General features: G+C 70.5%; 10 protein-coding genes. 7 read left to right on the plus strand and 3 right to left on the minus strand.

Annotation, left to right across the window (positions count from 1 at the left end):
• Positions 1-44 precede the first annotated feature (44 nt).
• Positions 45-3,884 (minus strand): S8 family serine peptidase, encoded by a 3,840-nt coding sequence (locus tag ACFQ7Q_RS34470; RefSeq protein ID WP_383562173.1) that lies wholly within the window; start codon positions 3,882-3,884, stop codon positions 45-47.
• A 509-nt stretch (positions 3,885-4,393) separates the two neighbouring features.
• Here ACFQ7Q_RS34470 and ACFQ7Q_RS34475 point away from each other — a divergent pair.
• Together ACFQ7Q_RS34475 and ACFQ7Q_RS34480 are read left to right on the plus strand one after the other, a co-directional pair.
• Positions 4,394-6,613, plus strand: a complete 2,220-nt coding sequence (locus ACFQ7Q_RS34475) for an MMPL family transporter (protein ID WP_383562175.1) — start codon at positions 4,394-4,396, stop codon at positions 6,611-6,613.
• Positions 6,614-6,831: 218 nt separating this feature from the next.
• Complete coding sequence (locus ACFQ7Q_RS34480; RefSeq protein WP_383562177.1) at positions 6,832-7,815, plus strand: GlxA family transcriptional regulator; 984 nt, start codon at positions 6,832-6,834, stop codon at positions 7,813-7,815.
• Between the two features lie 96 nt (positions 7,816-7,911).
• On the opposite strand, the gene ACFQ7Q_RS34485 is transcribed toward ACFQ7Q_RS34480, so the two are convergent.
• Both ACFQ7Q_RS34485 and ACFQ7Q_RS34490 read right to left on the minus strand, forming a co-directional pair.
• A complete protein-coding gene (locus ACFQ7Q_RS34485; protein WP_383562179.1) occupies positions 7,912-10,494 on the minus strand; it encodes an FtsX-like permease family protein in 2,583 nt (860 codons plus the stop codon).
• Entirely contained in the window at positions 10,494-11,276 is a 783-nt protein-coding gene (locus ACFQ7Q_RS34490; protein ID WP_383562181.1) for an ABC transporter ATP-binding protein, read from the minus strand. Before ACFQ7Q_RS34490 ends, ACFQ7Q_RS34485 begins: the two co-directional genes overlap by 1 nt.
• Before the next feature lie 295 nt (positions 11,277-11,571).
• Here ACFQ7Q_RS34490 and ACFQ7Q_RS34495 point away from each other — a divergent pair, with 295 nt between their 5' ends.
• The 5 genes from ACFQ7Q_RS34495 to ACFQ7Q_RS34515 all read left to right on the plus strand — a co-directional run bounded on the left by ACFQ7Q_RS34495 (position 11,572) and on the right by ACFQ7Q_RS34515 (position 17,488).
• Entirely contained in the window at positions 11,572-12,915 is a 1,344-nt protein-coding gene (locus ACFQ7Q_RS34495) for a sensor histidine kinase (protein ID WP_383562183.1), read from the plus strand.
• Positions 12,912-13,583 carry a response regulator gene (locus ACFQ7Q_RS34500; RefSeq protein ID WP_383562185.1) on the plus strand — a complete coding sequence of 224 codons (672 nt, stop codon included), beginning with the start codon at positions 12,912-12,914 and terminating at the stop codon, positions 13,581-13,583. The genes ACFQ7Q_RS34495 and ACFQ7Q_RS34500 overlap by 4 nt, the downstream gene beginning before the upstream one ends.
• 223 nt (positions 13,584-13,806) lie before the next feature.
• Positions 13,807-15,021: a serine hydrolase domain-containing protein gene (locus tag ACFQ7Q_RS34505; protein ID WP_383562186.1), complete on the plus strand. Its 1,215-nt coding sequence runs from the start codon at positions 13,807-13,809 to the stop codon at positions 15,019-15,021.
• Positions 15,022-15,261: 240 nt separating this feature from the next.
• Positions 15,262-15,987 carry a dienelactone hydrolase family protein gene (locus ACFQ7Q_RS34510; protein ID WP_383562188.1) on the plus strand — a complete coding sequence of 242 codons (726 nt, stop codon included), beginning with the start codon at positions 15,262-15,264 and terminating at the stop codon, positions 15,985-15,987.
• Between the two features lie 274 nt (positions 15,988-16,261).
• Positions 16,262-17,488 carry a YbfB/YjiJ family MFS transporter gene (locus ACFQ7Q_RS34515; RefSeq protein ID WP_383562190.1) on the plus strand — a complete coding sequence of 409 codons (1,227 nt, stop codon included), beginning with the start codon at positions 16,262-16,264 and terminating at the stop codon, positions 17,486-17,488.
• Positions 17,489-17,646 lie beyond the last annotated feature (158 nt).

The following is a 17,646-nucleotide window of genomic DNA, read 5'->3' on the forward strand; positions in this document are numbered from 1 at the left end:
CCGGCGACGGCCGGAAGGCGGGGACCCCGTGGGGAGGCGTCGGCTCAGCCGCTGTGCTCGCTCACCCGGTAGGCGCGGATGACCGTCTGATCGACGGAGTCGCCCGTGGCGTCCGCCGCCTGGACCCGCAGGGACACGAACCCGTCCCGGGGGTTCTTGATCTGTGCGGTCCACCGTCCGTCCGCGGACGGACGCAGCTGGAGCGGCGTCCAGGTCTTCCCGTCGTCGGTCGAGCCCCACGCCTTCAGCGAGGTCACCTCCGGCAGGGAGGCGTCGATCTGGTAGGCCGACAGGCCGAAGGAGAAGCGGCTTCCGGCCGGCGCCCGGTTGTGCCGGTCGACGGGGATGTCGTAGCCGACCTGTACGAGGGCCAGTGGCCTGGTGTCCTCCTGCCGACCCGAGACGAAGGACCACTCGGTGCGGGTCCGCGTGGACAGGCCGCTGAACTGCCCGCCGCGCTCGGTCTCGTAGACGTAGCGGTAGCGCGCGCTCTCCGGCGTCGTCGTGTAGGACGAGGTGAAGGAGGACTGCCCGGCAGCGGCCACTTCCTCGTCACCCCGGTAGAGCGTCCTGCGCAGCGTCTCCGGGTAGCCGAAGTTCTCCGACCCCGGACCGGCCCCGTCATCGGCGGACGAGACATTGAGCTCGAGCGTGTTCCCGGCACGCTGGGCGCCGAAGTCCGCGGTGCCCGGCGGCGGGGGAACGTACTGCTTGAAGAAGTCGAACGGCGTGGTCCGTACGGGCACGGAGGGCCTGACGACGGCCTTCCCGAACGAGTCGCGCAGACGCTCGCCGGCGCGCAGCGTGCGGTACTGGGTCTCGGTCATCACCATGCCGGGACCGGGCGCCACCGACCACCCGTAGCGGTCCTTGCCGGCCAGGTACGACTCCTCGATCCGCGTGTTCGTGGGAACCGGGTACGAAGCGAGGACCGACATGCCGAGACCGATGCCCTCCAGGTGCGGGAGCACGGTCGGAGTCGTCCAGACGTGGCTCGACTCGCCGTGGTAGACGCGGTCGATCACCGTGCTGTTGTGCGTGTCCATGACCTGGGTCAGCGGGGCGTCGGGGATGCGCGCCGCCTCGACCGAACCGACGTAGGAGTACGTCTCCTCGGCGAGCCCACGGAAGGTCAGAGTCGGGGAGTGACCGCCTGTCCTCAGCGCGCGGAGCAGCGCGTGCCCCTCGTTCAGGGCCACGCCCAGCACCGGGAGCGGAAGGCCGGTCACCTCGCCGACGACACGACCCCGGTCGTCGACGAGGACGACCGCCAGCGCACCGCGACCGCGGGCGGCTTCGGCGACGGACCGGGCGTCCGTGCTGTCGACCACGACGATCGCCCCGCGCACGTCGTGCTTCCGCAGGTCCGCGTCGGAGCCCGTTCCGCCGTGCACCAGGCGCACGGTCCTGCGGCCGTCGAGTCGCGGGGACCCCACCACGTACGTCGGAGTCAGCTTCGTCCGGGATCCCGGGGTCCTGAGGTACACCTTCCGCAGCCACGGCTCATGGCCGAACCACGTCTCGTTGAAGGCGTATGCGCCGGTCTCGACCGGCTCCGTGGGAAGGGCCGACACGCGGGCCTCCCAGTACTCGACGTGCGTCTGCTGCAGGACGCGGGCTCCCCGGCCGGTCAGCCGGTCGCTGTTCAGGACGGCGTGGTGCGCGTCCGTGGGCCGGGGCGTCCTGAGCGTCACGGGCTGCGCCTTGCGGGCGTCCAGGACGAGGCTGGTGTCCGAGGTGAGTGACAGCTCCGGGATGTCGGCCTGAGTGACCTCGATCCGGTCGTCCGCGGTGCCCGGCGTGCACGTGCGGATCACGGAGACCACGCCGTAGTCGTCCTGCGGCAGTGTCATGGAGGACGTTCCGTCCGGCGCGACCGCGAGCGGTTCGAAGTTGCCGTCCTGATCGAAGACGAACGCCGAGATCTTGCAGGGAACGTTCCCGAGCCGGTCCTTGAATCCGATGTTCAGGGCGTGATCGGGCGCGCCGATCCTCAGCGCCACGGAGGTACGGACGACCTGGTCGCCACCTTGCTCGGCGGCGACCAGATGTGTGCCGTAGAGCCCGGCGGCGCGGTCTCCCGGTGCCGCGGTGACGGTCACGGTGGCAGTGCCACGCGCGGGCACGGTCACGGACGAGGCACCCACGGAGAGCATGCCGGCGGGTGCGCTGGGCGCGTTCTCCAGGGCGAGGTCGAGGGTGATGGCGGCGTCACCGGTGTTCCGGTAGGTGACCGTGCGCTCCGTCGTCCGGGACGACGGAGCCTCGGAGGCGGGGGACGCCGAGCCGAAGCCGACGGCCCCGTCGGCCACCACCCGCTGCTCGATCGCGCGGGCCACGTCGACCCGGCCGCTGCCGCCGTCGAAGGGCTGCCGACCGATCGCCTTCGCGCTGCCGACGAGGGCGTTCTTCAGCTGGTCCGCGGACCAGTCGGGATGACGCTGCTTCAGGATGACGGCAGCACCGGCCACATGGGGCGCCGCCATCGAGGTGCCATTGGCGCTGAGGTAGTGGTCGTCCACGACCGGTCCGCCGGTCATGTTGGTGCCCTGTGCCAGAGCGGCGACGATTGCGGCACCGGGAGCGGTCACGTCGGGCTTGACGGCGAAGTCGCCGTGCCGGGGGCCGCGGCTGGAGAAGCGGGTGAGGACGTCCTGCTTGTCGACGGCTCCCACCGTCAGCGCCGCGTCCGCGGCGCCGGGGGCGACCACCGTTCCGGCGCCGCTCGCGCCGGAGTTGCCCGCGGCGACCACGAAAAGGGTTCCGTGCGCCTCGGTGAGGGCGTTCACGGCGCTGGAGAGGGGGTCGGTGCCGTCGCTCGGTACACCACCGAGGCTCATGTTGACCACCGAGGCACCGCTCCCGGCCGCCCACTCCATTCCGGCGATGATGTCGGACGTCAGGCCGGACCCACCGTCGTCGAGGACCTTGCCGACGTACAGTCGCGCGCCGGGTGCCACGCCCTTGCGGCGCCCGGCCGACGCCGCCCCGCTGCCCGCGACGGTGCCGGCGACGTGCGTGCCGTGTCCGTGACCGTCATCCGCGTCGGCGACCCCGGACACGAACGACCGCGCTTCGGCGACCCTTCCCGCCAGATCCGGGTGAGCGGAGTCCACGCCCGTGTCGAGCACGGCGACCTTCGTCCCCGTACCGTCCAGTCCCGCGGCCCAGGCCGCGGGCGCACCGATCTGCGGCACGCTCTGTTCGAGGTCGGCCCGCACCTTCTCGTCGAGCCACACCTTCGCCACACCGCCCCGGAGCGAGTCCGGTGCGGACGCCCCCGACGCTTCGAGGTCCGCGGACCCCTTCGCGGGAACGCCGGTGAGACCTGACCAGAACAGGTCGGCCCGCTTCTTGTCCTCGTGCAGCGCCACGCCGTCGATGCCCGTGAAGACATGGTCGCGGTGGCTGCCCGGGAGTCCTTCCGCCTTCGTGGCCCGCGCTCCGGCACCCTTGGCACGGACACCCGAAGGGCTGCCGTACGTGACGATCAGAGGCAGCGACGCGGTGTGCGCGTCGTCGTACTCGTACCGCGCCAGCTTCGAGACGTTGAAGAGCTCCTTGTCGAGCTTCCCCGCCGTCACGAGCGTGAGCGCGGCATGGGGATAGACGTAGACGTCCCCCCTGGCGGTGGTGACCGCCACGTGTCCGGCGCCGCCGCCGAGAGGTGTCGCCCCTCTCATGCGGGCGGACTGCCTTCCGTCCGGACCCGTGTACAGCTCGACCACGTCACCTGTGATGAGGGTGATCGTCGTGGTCCGAGCCGAGGCGGACAGGAACGTCGACTCCGTGGAATCCGAGAACTGTCCGGCTGCGGGAGTGACACCGGCGGCGAGCAGCGCCGCGGTGCACCCCAGGACTGCCAGACGGCGTATCCAGGTCATGGACAACCCTTCTGGGTCGCGTAGGTGAGCGGGCCAACTTCCTTTTGGCGGGGCGTTGTTGAAATGCCGAAACGCCCCGTGTCGACCCGGGGGGAGCCTATTCGGCGAAGGTGATCACGCGATATCCCGGGACAGCCCCATTCCGGGACACGAAATCCATGCATCCGGACATCCGGCCGGCCCGCGCGAAGGCCCGAATCGTGGGCCGCGTGTCCCCTGGAGCGGTTTCCGTGGAAAGCCGTGGGCGGGATCGTCTCCTTGTGGTGGGGGAGTCGCCGGAGGGATCCAGCGCTGTCGACCTTCGTCGACACGGCGACTCCTCCACCGCCTCTCGCTCATGTCGGAGCGGAAGGATGACGACGAGACGGACTCATCCCCACGGCTGACCCGGAACGTCGTCAAGAGTGCTGATGGATTCACGCCGAACGCCTCGGAAGCTTTTCAGGAGCCCGTTTTCCGGGACTTTTCCGATGGCCGAATCCGATATGAAACGAGTGGAGCACTCCCACGTGGCGACTTTTCTATACAGGCTGGGCCGGTTCAGTTTCCAGCACCGGTTCTTCATCACTCTGTCGTGGGTGGCGCTGCTGGTGATGGCCGGAGTCGGTGCTGCCGCCGCGATCGCACCGGCTCCGAGCTCCTTCTCGATGCCCGGAACCGAGGCTCAGCATGCCTTCGACCTGCTGAGCGAACGATTCCCCGACGCTCACCACGACGCCGCGACGGCGCGCATGGTGTTCAAGGCGCCGGACGGAGCGAAGCTGACCGACCCGGTGTACCGCGAGGCGATGGCGGACGCCCTCGCCGGGGTGCGGAAGAGCTCGGCGCAGGTCGCCTCGGTCGCCGACCCCTTCGCCGCGCACACGGTCGGCAAGGACGGCTCGACGGCGTACGCGAACATCTCCTACGAGGTGGGCTCGGCCTCCCTCACCGAAGAGACGAAGCAGGCCCTGGTCGACACCGCCGCGTCCGCACGGGACGGCGGACTCGTCGTCGAGGTCGGCGGGAGCGCCGTTCCGTCGGAGCCCGAGGGTGGGACGGAGATCCTCGGCATCGCCGTGGCGGGGCTCGTCCTCCTCATCACGTTCGGATCCCTGGTCGCCGCCGGACTGCCCCTCGTCACCGCCCTCCTGGGGGTCGGCGTCGGAGTCTCCACGATCGGAGCGCTCGCCCATACCCTGGACCTCGGCGACACGACATCCACGCTCGCGATGATGCTGGGCCTGGCGGTCGGCATCGACTACGCGCTGTTCGTCGTCACCCGCTACCGCGCCGAACTCGCCGAGGGCCACCCGCGTGAGGAGGCTGTCGGCCGAGCCCTCGGGACGGCCGGCTCCGCGGTCGTCTTCGCCGGGCTGACCGTGGTGATCGCCCTCGCCGGGCTGTCGGTGGTCGGCATTCCGGTCCTGACCAAGATGGGGCTCGCCGCGGCCGGAACGGTCGCCCTCGCCGTACTCGTCGCGCTCACGCTGCTGCCGGCACTGCTCGGCATCGCCGGGAAGCGGATCATCGGTCGCAAGGCCCGCAAGAAGGGCCCGAGGCCGCGTCGCGCCCGGGTCACGGCGGGGGAGCGCTGGGCGGGCTTCGTCCTGCGCCGCCCCCTGCCGGTGCTCGTGGCGGGCGTCCTCGGCCTCGGGGCCCTCGCCGTGCCGGCGGCATCGCTGGAACTCGGGCTGCCCGACGAGGGGTCACTCGCGGCGGAGACCACGCAGCGCAAGGCGTACGACATCCTGTCGGACGGCTTCGGTCCGGGGTTCAACGGGCCGCTGGCGATGGTGATCGACGCCAAGGACAGCGGTGACGTCAAGACCGCGGCCGAGAAGACGATCGCCAGCGTGAAGCGGATCGAAGGCGTGGTCGCGGTGAGCCCCGCCGCCTTCAACAAGGCGGGTGACACCGCCACCATCACCGTCGTCCCCTCTTCGGGGCCGGGCAGCAAGCAGACGGAGAGCCTGATCGGCGAGATCCGTGCCGCCGGCCCCGGGATCGAGGCGGAAACGGGAGCCCGAGCCCTGGTGACCGGCCAGACGGGCATGGAGGTCGACTTCTCGCAGAAGATGAGCGACGCGCTGCTGCCCTATCTCTCCCTCGTGGTGGGCCTCGCCTTCCTGCTTCTCATGCTGGTCTTCCGTTCGGTGCTGGTCCCGCTCAAGGCCGCTCTGGGCTTCCTGCTCTCGGTGAGCGCCGCACTCGGTGCCGTCGTGGCCGTGTTCCAGTGGGGCTGGTTGGCCGACGTGGTCGGGATCGACACGACCGGTCCCATCATGAGCACCATGCCGATCTTCATGGTGGGCATCGTGTTCGGCCTCGCGATGGACTACGAGGTCTTCCTCGTCACCCGGATCCGGGAGGCGTACGTACGCGGCGAATCCCCGCGCCGGGCGGTCGTCTCCGGATTCAGGCACGGAGCCCGGGTGGTCACGGCTGCCGCGGTGATCATGATCGCGGTGTTCGGCGGCTTCCTCGGTGCGACCGACCAGACGGTCAAGATGATCGGATTCGGTCTGGCCGTCGCCGTGTTCCTCGACGCCTTCGTCGTCCGGATGGCCATCGTTCCGGCCGTCCACGCACTGCTGGGACGGACCGCTTGGTGGCTGCCGAAGTGGCTGGCCCGGGTCCTGCCCGATGTGGACGTCGAGGGAGAGAAGCTGCGCACGGTGCTCGGGGACCGCGGTTGCCCCGCCGGCGTCTCGCCCATGGGAGCCGATCTGGTCGAACAGCGTCAGTGACCATCCCGCCGCCCGGCCCGTCCCGCCCCTGGAGGGCGAGGCGGGCCTCGGCGGTCCTCCGGACCGGTTGTCACCGCCCGTGACCCGTTGGATCCGTGGGGTGCGCGTCCGCGTCGAGGGCCTCGGGCCCCCGGCGATGCGTCACCCCCGGTCCGGCGGGCGGCCGGCCACCGGTCCATCCGCTTGCCATGCGTATGCCGAAGGATGAGGATTTTCCTATGGACGGGTCGGCCGCGTCGCCGCACCACCTCCTCATGGTGATGTTCGACGAGGTGCAACTCCTCGACGTCACCGGACCGTTGGAGGTCTACGCCGCCGCGAACGAGTACGGCGGCGACTATCGCCTGTCGACCGCCTCGCTGGACGGCAAACCGGTCACGACGACCGGCGGAGTGCAACTGGTCCCCGATCTCGCACTCGAGGACGTCGACTCCCGTATCGACACCCTGCTCATTCCGGGCCGGCCCGACTGGTGGGCGGCGGTGTCCGACCGTCCTCTGATCGAGCACATCTCCCGGATCGCGGCCGACCCGAAGACCCGTACGGTGGCCGGGATCTGTGCCGGTGCCTTCCCGCTGGCCGCGACCGGGCTGCTCGACGGCAGGCGTGCCGCGACCCACTGGCGGCTCGCCGCGGACCTCGCGGCACGCTACCCGGCGATCGACGTCGACAGGGACTCCATCTTCGTGCGCGACGGCCGCATGATCACGTCCGCCGGCATCACCGCGGGCATCGACCTCACCCTGGCGCTCGTCGAGGCCGACCTGGGCGCGGACGTCGCACGCGCCGCGGCGAAGCACCTGGTCGTGTTCATGGCTCGGCCGGGCGGACAGTCCCAGTTCTCGGTCCGGCAGACGGCCAAGTACGGCACGGACTCGGTACTCCGCCGGGTCCTGGACGACGTCACCGCGGACCCGCGCGCCGACCACAGCCTGGCCGCCATGGCAGCACGGGCCGGCGTCAGCGAACGCCATCTGACCCGTCTGTTCCGGGCCCAGACGGGCATGAGCGCGGCTCAGTTCGTCGAACAGATCCGTGTGGAGGCGGCCCAGGCCCTGCTGGAGAGCGGAAGCGACCCGCTCGACTCCGTCGCCCGTGCCAGCGGGTTCGGATCGGTCGAGACCCTGCGCCGCGTCTTCCACCGCCTCCTCGGCGTCACCCCGGGTGCCTACCGCGAGCGTTTCCGCACGACCGGCGGCTGAGAGCTCGTCGCGGTCCTCGCCGCGCCGGGAACGACCACCGGCCGGCGGCGCCATCGGGCGCCGCCGGCCGTACCGTTCCGCCGGGCCGACCTCCGGCTACTCCCTGGACCCGATCGCGTGGATCGGCCGCCTGAGCAGCAGCAGGCGGGCGGGGAGGAAGGCTCCCAGGGCCGCGAGCCCCGCCGTCCCACCCGCGATGGACAGGTAGGCGAGCGGCGACACGGTGGGCATCACGGACCCGGTGAGGGCAAGGGCGATGAGGCTCAGCGCCGGGAACGCCGCCAGGGTGCCCAGGCCGACGCCGATCACGGCGACGGCGGCGCTCTCCCAGGTGACCATGCGCATGACCTGGTGGGAGGTGATCCCGCTGAGCCGGAGCAGGGCGAACTCCCTTCGCCGCACCATGGTGTTCATCACCTGCGCGTTGACGACGGTGACACCGGAGTACGCGATGATCAGCCCGGTTATCAGATAGTTGACCCAGGCGTACGCCTGCTGCTCCTGCATCCGCAGGTTGAAGGAGATGCGGTCCGCGATCTGAAGGGACGGGTGCTTCTCCACCAGCTGGACCAGCGCCTTCCGCACGTCGTCCCGTGCCTCCGCGTCCGCCCGCACCAGTACGGAATCGTCCATCCCCGTCGTCGTGTGCGCCGACAGCACCGCACGGTCGAAGGTGAGGTCCGCGAAGCCCAGTCCGCGGTCGTACACCGCCACCACCCGGGGCGTGACCAGCGTGCCGTCGCCCAGTCGCAGCTGCGCGGTTTCCCCGACGTCCAGTCCCAGCCGGGACGAGGCGGTGGTGCTGAGGGCGACCGTGTCGGGGCCCAGACGGCCGAACTCGCCCCGTCGGAGGTCCAGGTCGACGGTTTCCGGCAGGGCCTTCGGGTCGAGGCCCTGGGCGCTCAGCGGCACCGCCTGACCGGAGCCCGAACCGACCGCGACCCCGACCACCGAGGACGTCACGAGGCCGGTCACCGCCCGTACCCCCTCTTCGCCGCGCAGCTCTTCGACGACCCCTGGCGGCACCTTCACCGGAGACGTGAGCACATGGTCCGCGACGAGGCCGGCCTCCCGCTGTTCCCGTGCGGTGTGCTGGGACGTGCTCTCGGCGAAGATCACGGTCGCCGCGAAGGAGACCGCGAGGACGAGCGGGGTGACCGCTCCCGCGAGCCGCCGCACCTGACTGCTGTTGTTCGCGGCCGCCAGATGTCCCGTGACCCGGGACGTCCTGAGCGCCGGGCCGACGATCCGCATCGAGGCACGGGAGACCAAGGGGCCCAGTACGGCCGCCGCGATGACCACGGTCAGCACCAGGGAGTTCGCGAGACCCACGAGCGCGGCGAAGTCGTCGGATCGGTTCAGGCCCACGGCGAAGAGCGCCGCCGAGCCGAGGACGAGGGCGGCGCCCGTCGCCGCCCGCCATCGTCCCAGCCCGGCCGGCTCCACGGCCGCCTCGCCCAGAGCCTCGGTGGGGCGGATGCGGGTGGCACGACGAGCGGCTGTCAGAGCGGCCAGATACGCCGTGAGGACCGTGACGACGACCGCTCCCACCGCCGGCAGGGCCCCGTACACCGGCGCGAAGTCGAAGGGAACGAAACCGTGCTCGGCAAGTCGGCCGCCGATCCAGCGCACCACCAGGACACCGACCGGCCAGCCCAGCACCCCACCCGCGAGCGCCACCGCGAGCGCCTCCGCCGTCACCATCCGCCGGACCTGGCGGGGCGCGGCTCCGACCGCCCGAAGAAGCGCCAACTCGCGCCGGCGATGCCCGACGGCCAGGGAGAGCGTGCTGGAGACCACGAAGATCGTGACCAGGAAGATGTTGCCCGCGACCGAGACGGCCAGCAGGACCAGCTTGGGTCCGCTCATGGCCACGTCGAGGAACTCCGCCTCGGCGCGGTCATCGCCCGTGCGCACGGACACGTCGGATCCGTCGAGCACCGTGGACACGGCGTCCGCGAGCTCGTCGGAGGAGGTCCCCGGAGCGGCCAGCACACCGAGGGAATCCACACGACCCGGGTGGACGGAGCGGCTCTCCGCGAAGGCGTCGGAGAAGAACACCGCCGGCTGCCGCAGAGGCCCATCGTGGCTCTGAAGTGCCACGATGCCCGAGACCCGGAAGCGCTCGGTGCCGGCGTCCGTCGTCAGGGACAGCCGGTCACCGGGTACGGCGTCCGCCCGGGCGGCCAGATCGGCGTCGAGGACCACGTCCGTCATGCCGGCCGGGGCGTGCCCCGCCGTCAGCCGAAACGGTCCCAGCTCCGTACTGGACCAGTTGTGGCCCAGGGACTGCGTTCCGCCGGCACCGGCCAGCGGCGCGCCGTCCGGTCCGACGACGTGCGCGGGGACACCGATGTCCGCCACGACGGCACGTACCTCCTTCAGCGCCCTGATCTCGGGCGCGAGCTCCGCCGGCACCGGAACCCGCTCCACCAGCGTCGGCTTCAAGGGCGCCGGCGCAGGAGCCCCTCGGCCGTCGACGGGCATGTCCGCCTGCTGCCGCCCCGAGACGACCACGTCCGCCGCCGCGTACCTCTGCGGCGGAACGCCGGAGCGAAGCCCGGACTCCAGCAGAATCCCGCACACGCTGAGCACCGCGGAGCCGAAGAGCAGGGCGACGAAGGTTCCGAGGAACCCTCCCTTGCGAGCCCGCAATGTCGCCAGGGTCAGCCACGGCATCAGGCTCCCCTTCGCAGGCCGGCCATGAGCGAGCTGACGCGGTCGGCGGTCGGTGAGGCAAGGCTGGAGACCAGCCGTCCCTGGGCCAGGAACAGCGCGCTGTCGGTGTACGCGGCCGCGTGCGGATCGTGCGTCACCATCACCACGGTCTGGTGCAGGTCGGTGGCGGCATGCCGGAGCAGACCGAGGATGCCGCGGGCCGTCTCGGGATCCAGGGCGCCGGTCGGCTCGTCGGCGAAGATCACCTCGGGGCGCATGATCAGCGCCCGGGCGATCGCCACACGTTGTTGCTGACCACCCGAGAGCTCCGACGGCATGTGCTTGAGTCGATCACCCAGGCCGACCTGATCGACCACGTACGGCAACCACTCCCGAGGCGGCCTTCGTTTCGCGAGGCGTATGGGGAGCATGATGTTCTGCTCGACATTGAGCGACGGCACGAGATTGAACGCCTGGAAGACGAAGCCGACGCGCTGGCGGCGCAGCCTGGTCAGCGACGCCTCCCCGAGCCGGGACAAGTACGTGGTGCCGAGCCGCACCTCGCCCGAGCTCACGCGGTCCAGACCGGCCGCGCAGTGCAGGAAGGTGCTCTTGCCGGATCCGGACGGACCCATGACGGCCGTGAAGGTGCCGGCGGGGATGTCCGCCGACACCCGGTCGAGCGCCAGGACCGGCCGGGGCCCCTTTCCGTAGCGCTTGGTCACGTCACGGAGCTGGACCGCGTGCTCCACGCCGGGCACGGCACTCTGCGGCTGCTGGGTCCAAGGGGTTGGGTGCGTCACGTGCGTCGTCTCCTGTCTGGGCTGGCGCCGGCCGCGGAAGGGCGGCCGGGCCGGTCGTTCCATTCCACGCCGCACCGCGCGCCGTCACCTCGGCCGTGCTGGTGAAGGGCCGTTTCCGCTGCGGGAACGAGAAGCCCTGCCCCCCTCAGCCCTTCGGCTGACGCCCAGCGCCCGCGGCGGGTGCGCATGAGCGGACCTCCGCCTTCAGGACGAGAATCGAAGGGATGAGGTACGGGACGGTGATCCAGCCCCTGGGGGAGGAGTGGTGCGCGCGGGGGTGCCTACCGTGGAACCCATGACTCGTGGCCTCGACTCGATCGCCCGACGACGTGTGCCCCCGGCCGTCGTCGACATCGTGATGGCCCTGCTGATGGTCGTCGGCGGCCTGGGCATGCCGCTCCAGGCACCCGACGGTCCGGTCCTGCGCGACCCCGACGCGTGGAGAGCGCTCCTGGTCCTGGTGTCCGGAGTCCCGCTCGCGGTGCACCGCAGGTGGCCGCTCCCGGTCGTACTGGTCGTCGCGCTGGCCGTCGGCCTCCTCCAGGCCTTCCACTACATCCCGCCACCGGCCGGGGAGCACGGCACCTCGATCGGGGTGTCGTTCGTGATGCTGGCGGTGGCGGTGTTCGTCACGGTCGTACGGTCGTCCGGCCGTACGGCCGCGCTGATGCTCGTCGTCCTGGTCCCGGCCTTCTTCGTCGGCGAGCTCCTCATGGTGCCCGACCACCGGACCGCGGCCGCCATGACGATGACCGTCATGCTGGTGGTGGCCTGGGCCTTCGGACGTCTCGTCCAGGCCCGGAAGACCATGGCCTCCGAGGCGCTCGAACGGGCCGCGGCCGTGGAACGCGAACAGGCGGCCAACGCGCGGGCCGCCGTCGCGCAGGAGCGCGCCCACATCGCCCGTGAGCTGCACGACATCGTCGCCCACAACGTCAGTCTCATGGTCGTGCAGACCATCGCCGCCGACCGGGTGCAGGACCGCGACGGAGCGAAGGCGCACGAACTGCACCGGAGCATCGAGGAGACGGGGCGGGCCGCCGTCACCGAACTGCGCCGCCTCCTCCTGGTGCTGAGAACCGACGACGAAGAGGACGACGACCCCACCAGGCAGCCGCCGCAGCCCACGATGGAGCAGATCCCCGTGCTCGTGGACTCCGTTCGCGCGGCGGGCCTCGACATCGACTTCGTCGCCACCGGCGAGCCGCCGGAGCTGCCGGCCGGCTTCGAGCTCGCGGTCTACCGAGTGATCCAGGAAGCCTTCACCAACACCCTCAAACACGCGGGGCGCACCTCTGCCAAGCTCACGCTGACGTGGCAGCGTGACCGGTCCCTGGTCCTCCACGTCTGTGACGCCGGGCGCCGCCCCGGGCACGAGGAGACGACCCCTGCGCGGACGCTGAAGGGGGCGGGCCACGGCCTCGTGGGCATGAGGGAGCGGATCGCGGCCGTCGGCGGCACACTCCACACCGGAGAGCGTCCCAGCGGTGGGTACTGCGTGCACGCGACGATCCCGCTGCCGGGCCATGAGACGACCGGACAGGAGGCGGCCCCCGTCGGCGATCCGGACGGCGTCACATGCCCGGACCGCGCGCTGCCTCACTCGCGTGACACATCCGAAGGAGACGGCGCACCATGACGGCGATCCGCGTGCTGCTGGTCGATGACCAGCCCATGATCAGAACGGGGTTCCGCCTCATTCTCGAAGCCGAGCCCGACATCGCCGTGGTCGGCGAGGCCGGAGACGGGGAGAAGGGCGTCGAGAGCACCCGAACGCTTCAGCCCGACGTCGTGCTGATGGACATCCGCATGCCCCGTCTGGACGGAGTGGAGGCGACCCGACGCATCGTCGAGTCGGGGATGCCGAGCCGGGTCATCATCCTCACCACCTTCGACCTCGACCAGCACGTCCATGACGCGCTCCGGGCCGGAGCCAGCGGCTTCCTCGTCAAGGACGGCCCGGCGGACTCCCTCGTCGGCGCGATCCGAACAGTGGCGGAGGGGGACGCGGTGATCTCCCCTCGTGTCACGCGCCGACTGCTCGACCGCTTCGCCCGCCTCGCCGACGCGGAGACCACCACCGTGCCACGGAGCCTCGACGCCCTCACCGCGCGCGAGCTCGACGTGCTCCGCGCGCTCACACGCGGTCTGTCCAACGCGGAGATCGCCGCGGAACTCCAGGTCAGCGAAGCGACGGTGAAGACACACGTCGCCCACATCCTCGACAAGTACCACCTCAGGGACCGGGTCCAGGCCGTCATCCTCGCGTACGACACCGGCCTCGTTCAGCCGGCCACGGGCACCTGACGAACCACGCACAGCCCCCTCGACCCCATCGGCAGCACAGCCGGTGGGGTCGACGCATTCAGGGCCGTCGGTGTCCCCTCCGGAATTCCTTTCTCAGCCTTTCGACGGAGAGGGCGATCTCCTCAGCTTTCCGGCCGACATTCCGGCTGCTCCTTCGGGGCGATGTCACAGCGCATTCCGTCGAGCACGCTTTGAAGCAGGAAAACCGTTCGAAAGGAACAACATGCGTTACGCCTCCATTGTCACGGGTGCTCTGGCAACCGCGGTCCTCGCCGTGCCGCTCGCGGCACCGGCCATGGCCGACAGCTCCTCCCCGGCCTCTGTCGGCGCGGAACAGGGAGAGCACGTCCGGGGCGACGGATCCCGCGAGTTCCGTGGCGGTCACGAGGAGAAGAAGTACGACAGCGTCCAGCTGCAGAAGGCGCTGGACGCCATCGCCGAGGCCGGCGCTCCCGGCGTCGTCGCCGAGGTCCGCGACGCCGACGGTGTCTGGCGAGGTCACAGCGGAAAGGCCGACCTGGAGAAGAACGAGCCCACCCGGAACGACGGTCTTTTCCGCATCGGCAGTGTGACCAAGACCTTCGTCTCCACCGTGGTGCTCCAGCTGGTGGAGGAAGGGAAGGTGAAGCTGGACGATTCGGTGGATCGCCATCTGCCCGGCCTGGTGAAGAACGGCGAGAACGTCACCGTGCGGCAGCTTCTCAACCACCGCAGCGGCCTCCACAGTTACACCGACACACTGTGGCCCGACTTCCGTAAGTTCTACGACACGCGATTCAAGACCTACACCCCGGACGAGCTGATCGCGGACTCCAACGCACACGCGCCGACCTTCGCTCCCGGAACCAACGGGCATTACTCGAACACCAATTACGTCCTGTTGGGCATGCTCATAGAGAAGGTCACCGGAAACTCCGCGAAGGCCGAGATCAGGGAACGCATCATCGAGCCCCTGGACCTGCACAGGACCTCGTTCCCGGAGAAGTCGACCCGTATCAACGGGCCGCACGCCAAGGGATACATGCGACTCGACGGCCCGACCTCCACGTTCACCGAAGCGACCGACTACTCCACGTCCTGGTCGTGGACCGCCGGCGCGATGATCTCCGACACCCGGGACCTGAACACCTTCTACAATGCACTCATGACCGGGAAGCTGCTGCCCTCCGCCCTCATGAAGGAGATGAAGGCGACCCAGGCGCTCGACGACGGTTCCCAGTACGGTCTGGGCATCGCGAAGTTCGACAGCCCGTCGCTCGGCACCGTGTACGGACACGTGGGAGGAACCCCCGGGTTCGAGACCCACGCGTTCACCCTCGCTGACGGCAGCCGCCAGGTGACGGTGTCGATCAACGCGCTCGCGGACACGGACGCGGAGAAGAAGGCCGCCGGCGAGGCGGTGAAGACCCTCCTCACCCTGGGCAGCAAGGCCAAGTAGCCCGCCCCGGGCCCCGAACGAAGGGGCATCGCCCACGGGCGATGCCCCTTCTCGGTCTCTCCGGCCCGCACCCTCAGGGGCGGCGTGCCGGGACCTCGCCGCCGCCCGCGCCGCGAACCGGGACTCGACGGCGCAGCCGAACCGCCGACGGGGTGGTTCCGGAATACGCCGGAGACCTGCCTTCTGCCAGCGGCAGAACACCAGCCAGACCGGGTTCGACGAGCACTACAGTCCAGGCCCATGACGACAGTTACAACGCGCACGATCGAATACGCGGCCGACGGCCTGACGATGATCGGGCACCTCGCGCTCCCCGCCGGTGTCGACCGCCGGCCCGCGGTCCTGGTCGGGCCCGAGGGGGTGGGGCTCAGCGACGTCGAGCGCCGCCGGGCCGATGCGCTCGCCGAGCTGGGATACGTGGCGCTGGCCTTCGACCTCCACGGCGGGCGCTACTTAGGCGACCCCGAGGAGATGCTGGCCCGTTGCCTGCCGCTGCTCGCCGACCCCGACCGGATGCGAGGCATCGGCCACGCGGCGCTCGACGTGCTCCGCGCCGAGCCGCGGACCGACCCGGACCGGATCGCCGCCGTCGGCTACGGCACCGGGGGCGCAATCGCGCTGGAACTCGGGCGCGACGGCGTCGACCTGCGCGCGATCGCGACAGTCAACGCACTGACCACGGGCCGACCAGGCAAGACGGTGCGCATTCACTGCCCGGTGTGGGCCGGGGTGGGGTCGGAAGACCCGATCATGCCGCCCGCGCAACGGGACGCGTTCACCGCCGAGATGCAGGCTGCGGGCGTCGACTGGCGCCTCGTGGTCTACGGCGGCGCCTTGCACGCCTTCCATCACCCACCGGTCGACCACACCGTGCGCCCCGGGGTCGGCTACCACCCGCAGCACGCGCAGCGAGCTTGGCGGGACGTCGTCGACCTGCTCGCCGAGTGCGTGCCCATCACGGAGTGATCCGGTCGGCAAGCACGATCCCGGACCGCAATCCAAGCCGGTCGACCGTCACCACTTACCGAACAACCGCCCGGCCTCGGACGGCTGTGCTGCGGTCGGTTCCGGGGCCGGCGTTGTCCCGAAACGAGGTCCACACGTCCCGAAAACCAGTGATGGAGGGGGACGGCGACGGGGTTGATTGGGATACCCGGCCACAGAAGGCAGGGATCCGGCCCGCTGTCGTCCGGCGGTGCCGAAGATCAATCGCAATCTTGAGGAAGACACCATGCAAGCCATGGGAGCGAGCACCGCTCGCCCGCGCTCGGAGTACATGATCGCGTTGGGTCTGGCGGCCGGCCCGGTCGTGGCCCTCGGCTTCACCCGCTTCGCGTACGCACTCCTCCTGCCGTCGATGCGGTCCGAGCTGGACTGGACGTACGCGGCGGCCGGCGGGCTGAACACCGCGAACGCGCTCGGTTACATCATCGGAGCCGGCAGCGGCGCCTGGTGGTCGCGACGTCTCGGCGCCGGTCGCAGCTTCGTGATCGGGATCGTCATCAGTGCGCTCGCGCTGCTCGCGTCGGGTCTCACCAGCGACTTCATCGCCCTGTCGATCCTCCGCTTCATCGGTGGCCTGGCCACCGCCGTCACCTTCGTGGTCGGCTCGGCCCTGGCTTCCAGGGTCCACACCGGCGGTCGTCAGCAGCGGTCCGCGGCGCTCGTGGGCGTCTACATGGCCGGCGTCGGCATCGGCGTCGTGATCTCGGGCATCGTCGTTCCCGTAGCCCTCACCGCCTGGGGCGCCTCCGGCTGGCAGGCCGGATGGCTCCTGATGGGCCTGCTCGCCGTGCTGCTGGTCGGCCCCGCCGCATGGGCGGTCAAGGCGGTCCCCCCGGCCCCGCCGGCCGGCCCGGCCAAGGGAGCGTCGAGCCTCCGCAAGATGACTCCGGCGTTCATCTGGTACGTGCTCTTCGGCGCCGGCTACGTCTCCTACATGACCTTCGTCATCGCGCTCCTGCGTGACCAGGGCATGGGCACCTGGAGCACGGCCGGGTTCTTCATCGTCCTGGGTGGTGCGAGCGCCCTGGCGACCCTGCTGGTGTGGGGCCGCGTCATCGGTCGGCTCCGTGGTGGCCGCGCGCCGGCTCTGGTGTCGGTCGTCGTTCTCGTGGGCGTCCTGCCGGTGCTGCTCTTCGACGGTGCGACAGCCGCCATCGTCTCCGCCGTCATCTTCGGCGCGGGATTCATGGCCGGTCCCACCGCCATCACCGTGCTGGCACGTCGGATGCTGCCGCAGCACGCGTGGACCTCGGGCATCGCGTGGCTGACCGTGGCGTTCAGCGTGGGCCAGGCGGTCGGTCCGCTGATCTCCGGCATCCTGTCCGACTCCGAGGGCGGCATTGCCAAGGGGCTGTGGCTCTCCGTGATCCTTCTGCTCGTGTCCGCGGTCGCGTCGCTGTTCCAGCGCGAGAACACGCCCGCCCCCGAACCGCGGGTGGTCGCGACGGTCGGAGCCAAGTGACCGGAGCCGTACAGCAGGAGGCACGACGACGCGCGGCCGGATCTCCGGCCGCGCGTCTCGCGTCGGTGCGAGGTTGTAGCTGTCTGTTTTAAACATATGACGCAGCCCACGACTCATATAGTGTAAATATCGGGGGTGGGCGGATAAATTAAAAGGGG

The organism is Streptomyces sp. NPDC056527, assembly GCF_042794475.1.
Taxonomy (GTDB): domain Bacteria; phylum Actinomycetota; class Actinomycetes; order Streptomycetales; family Streptomycetaceae; genus Streptomyces.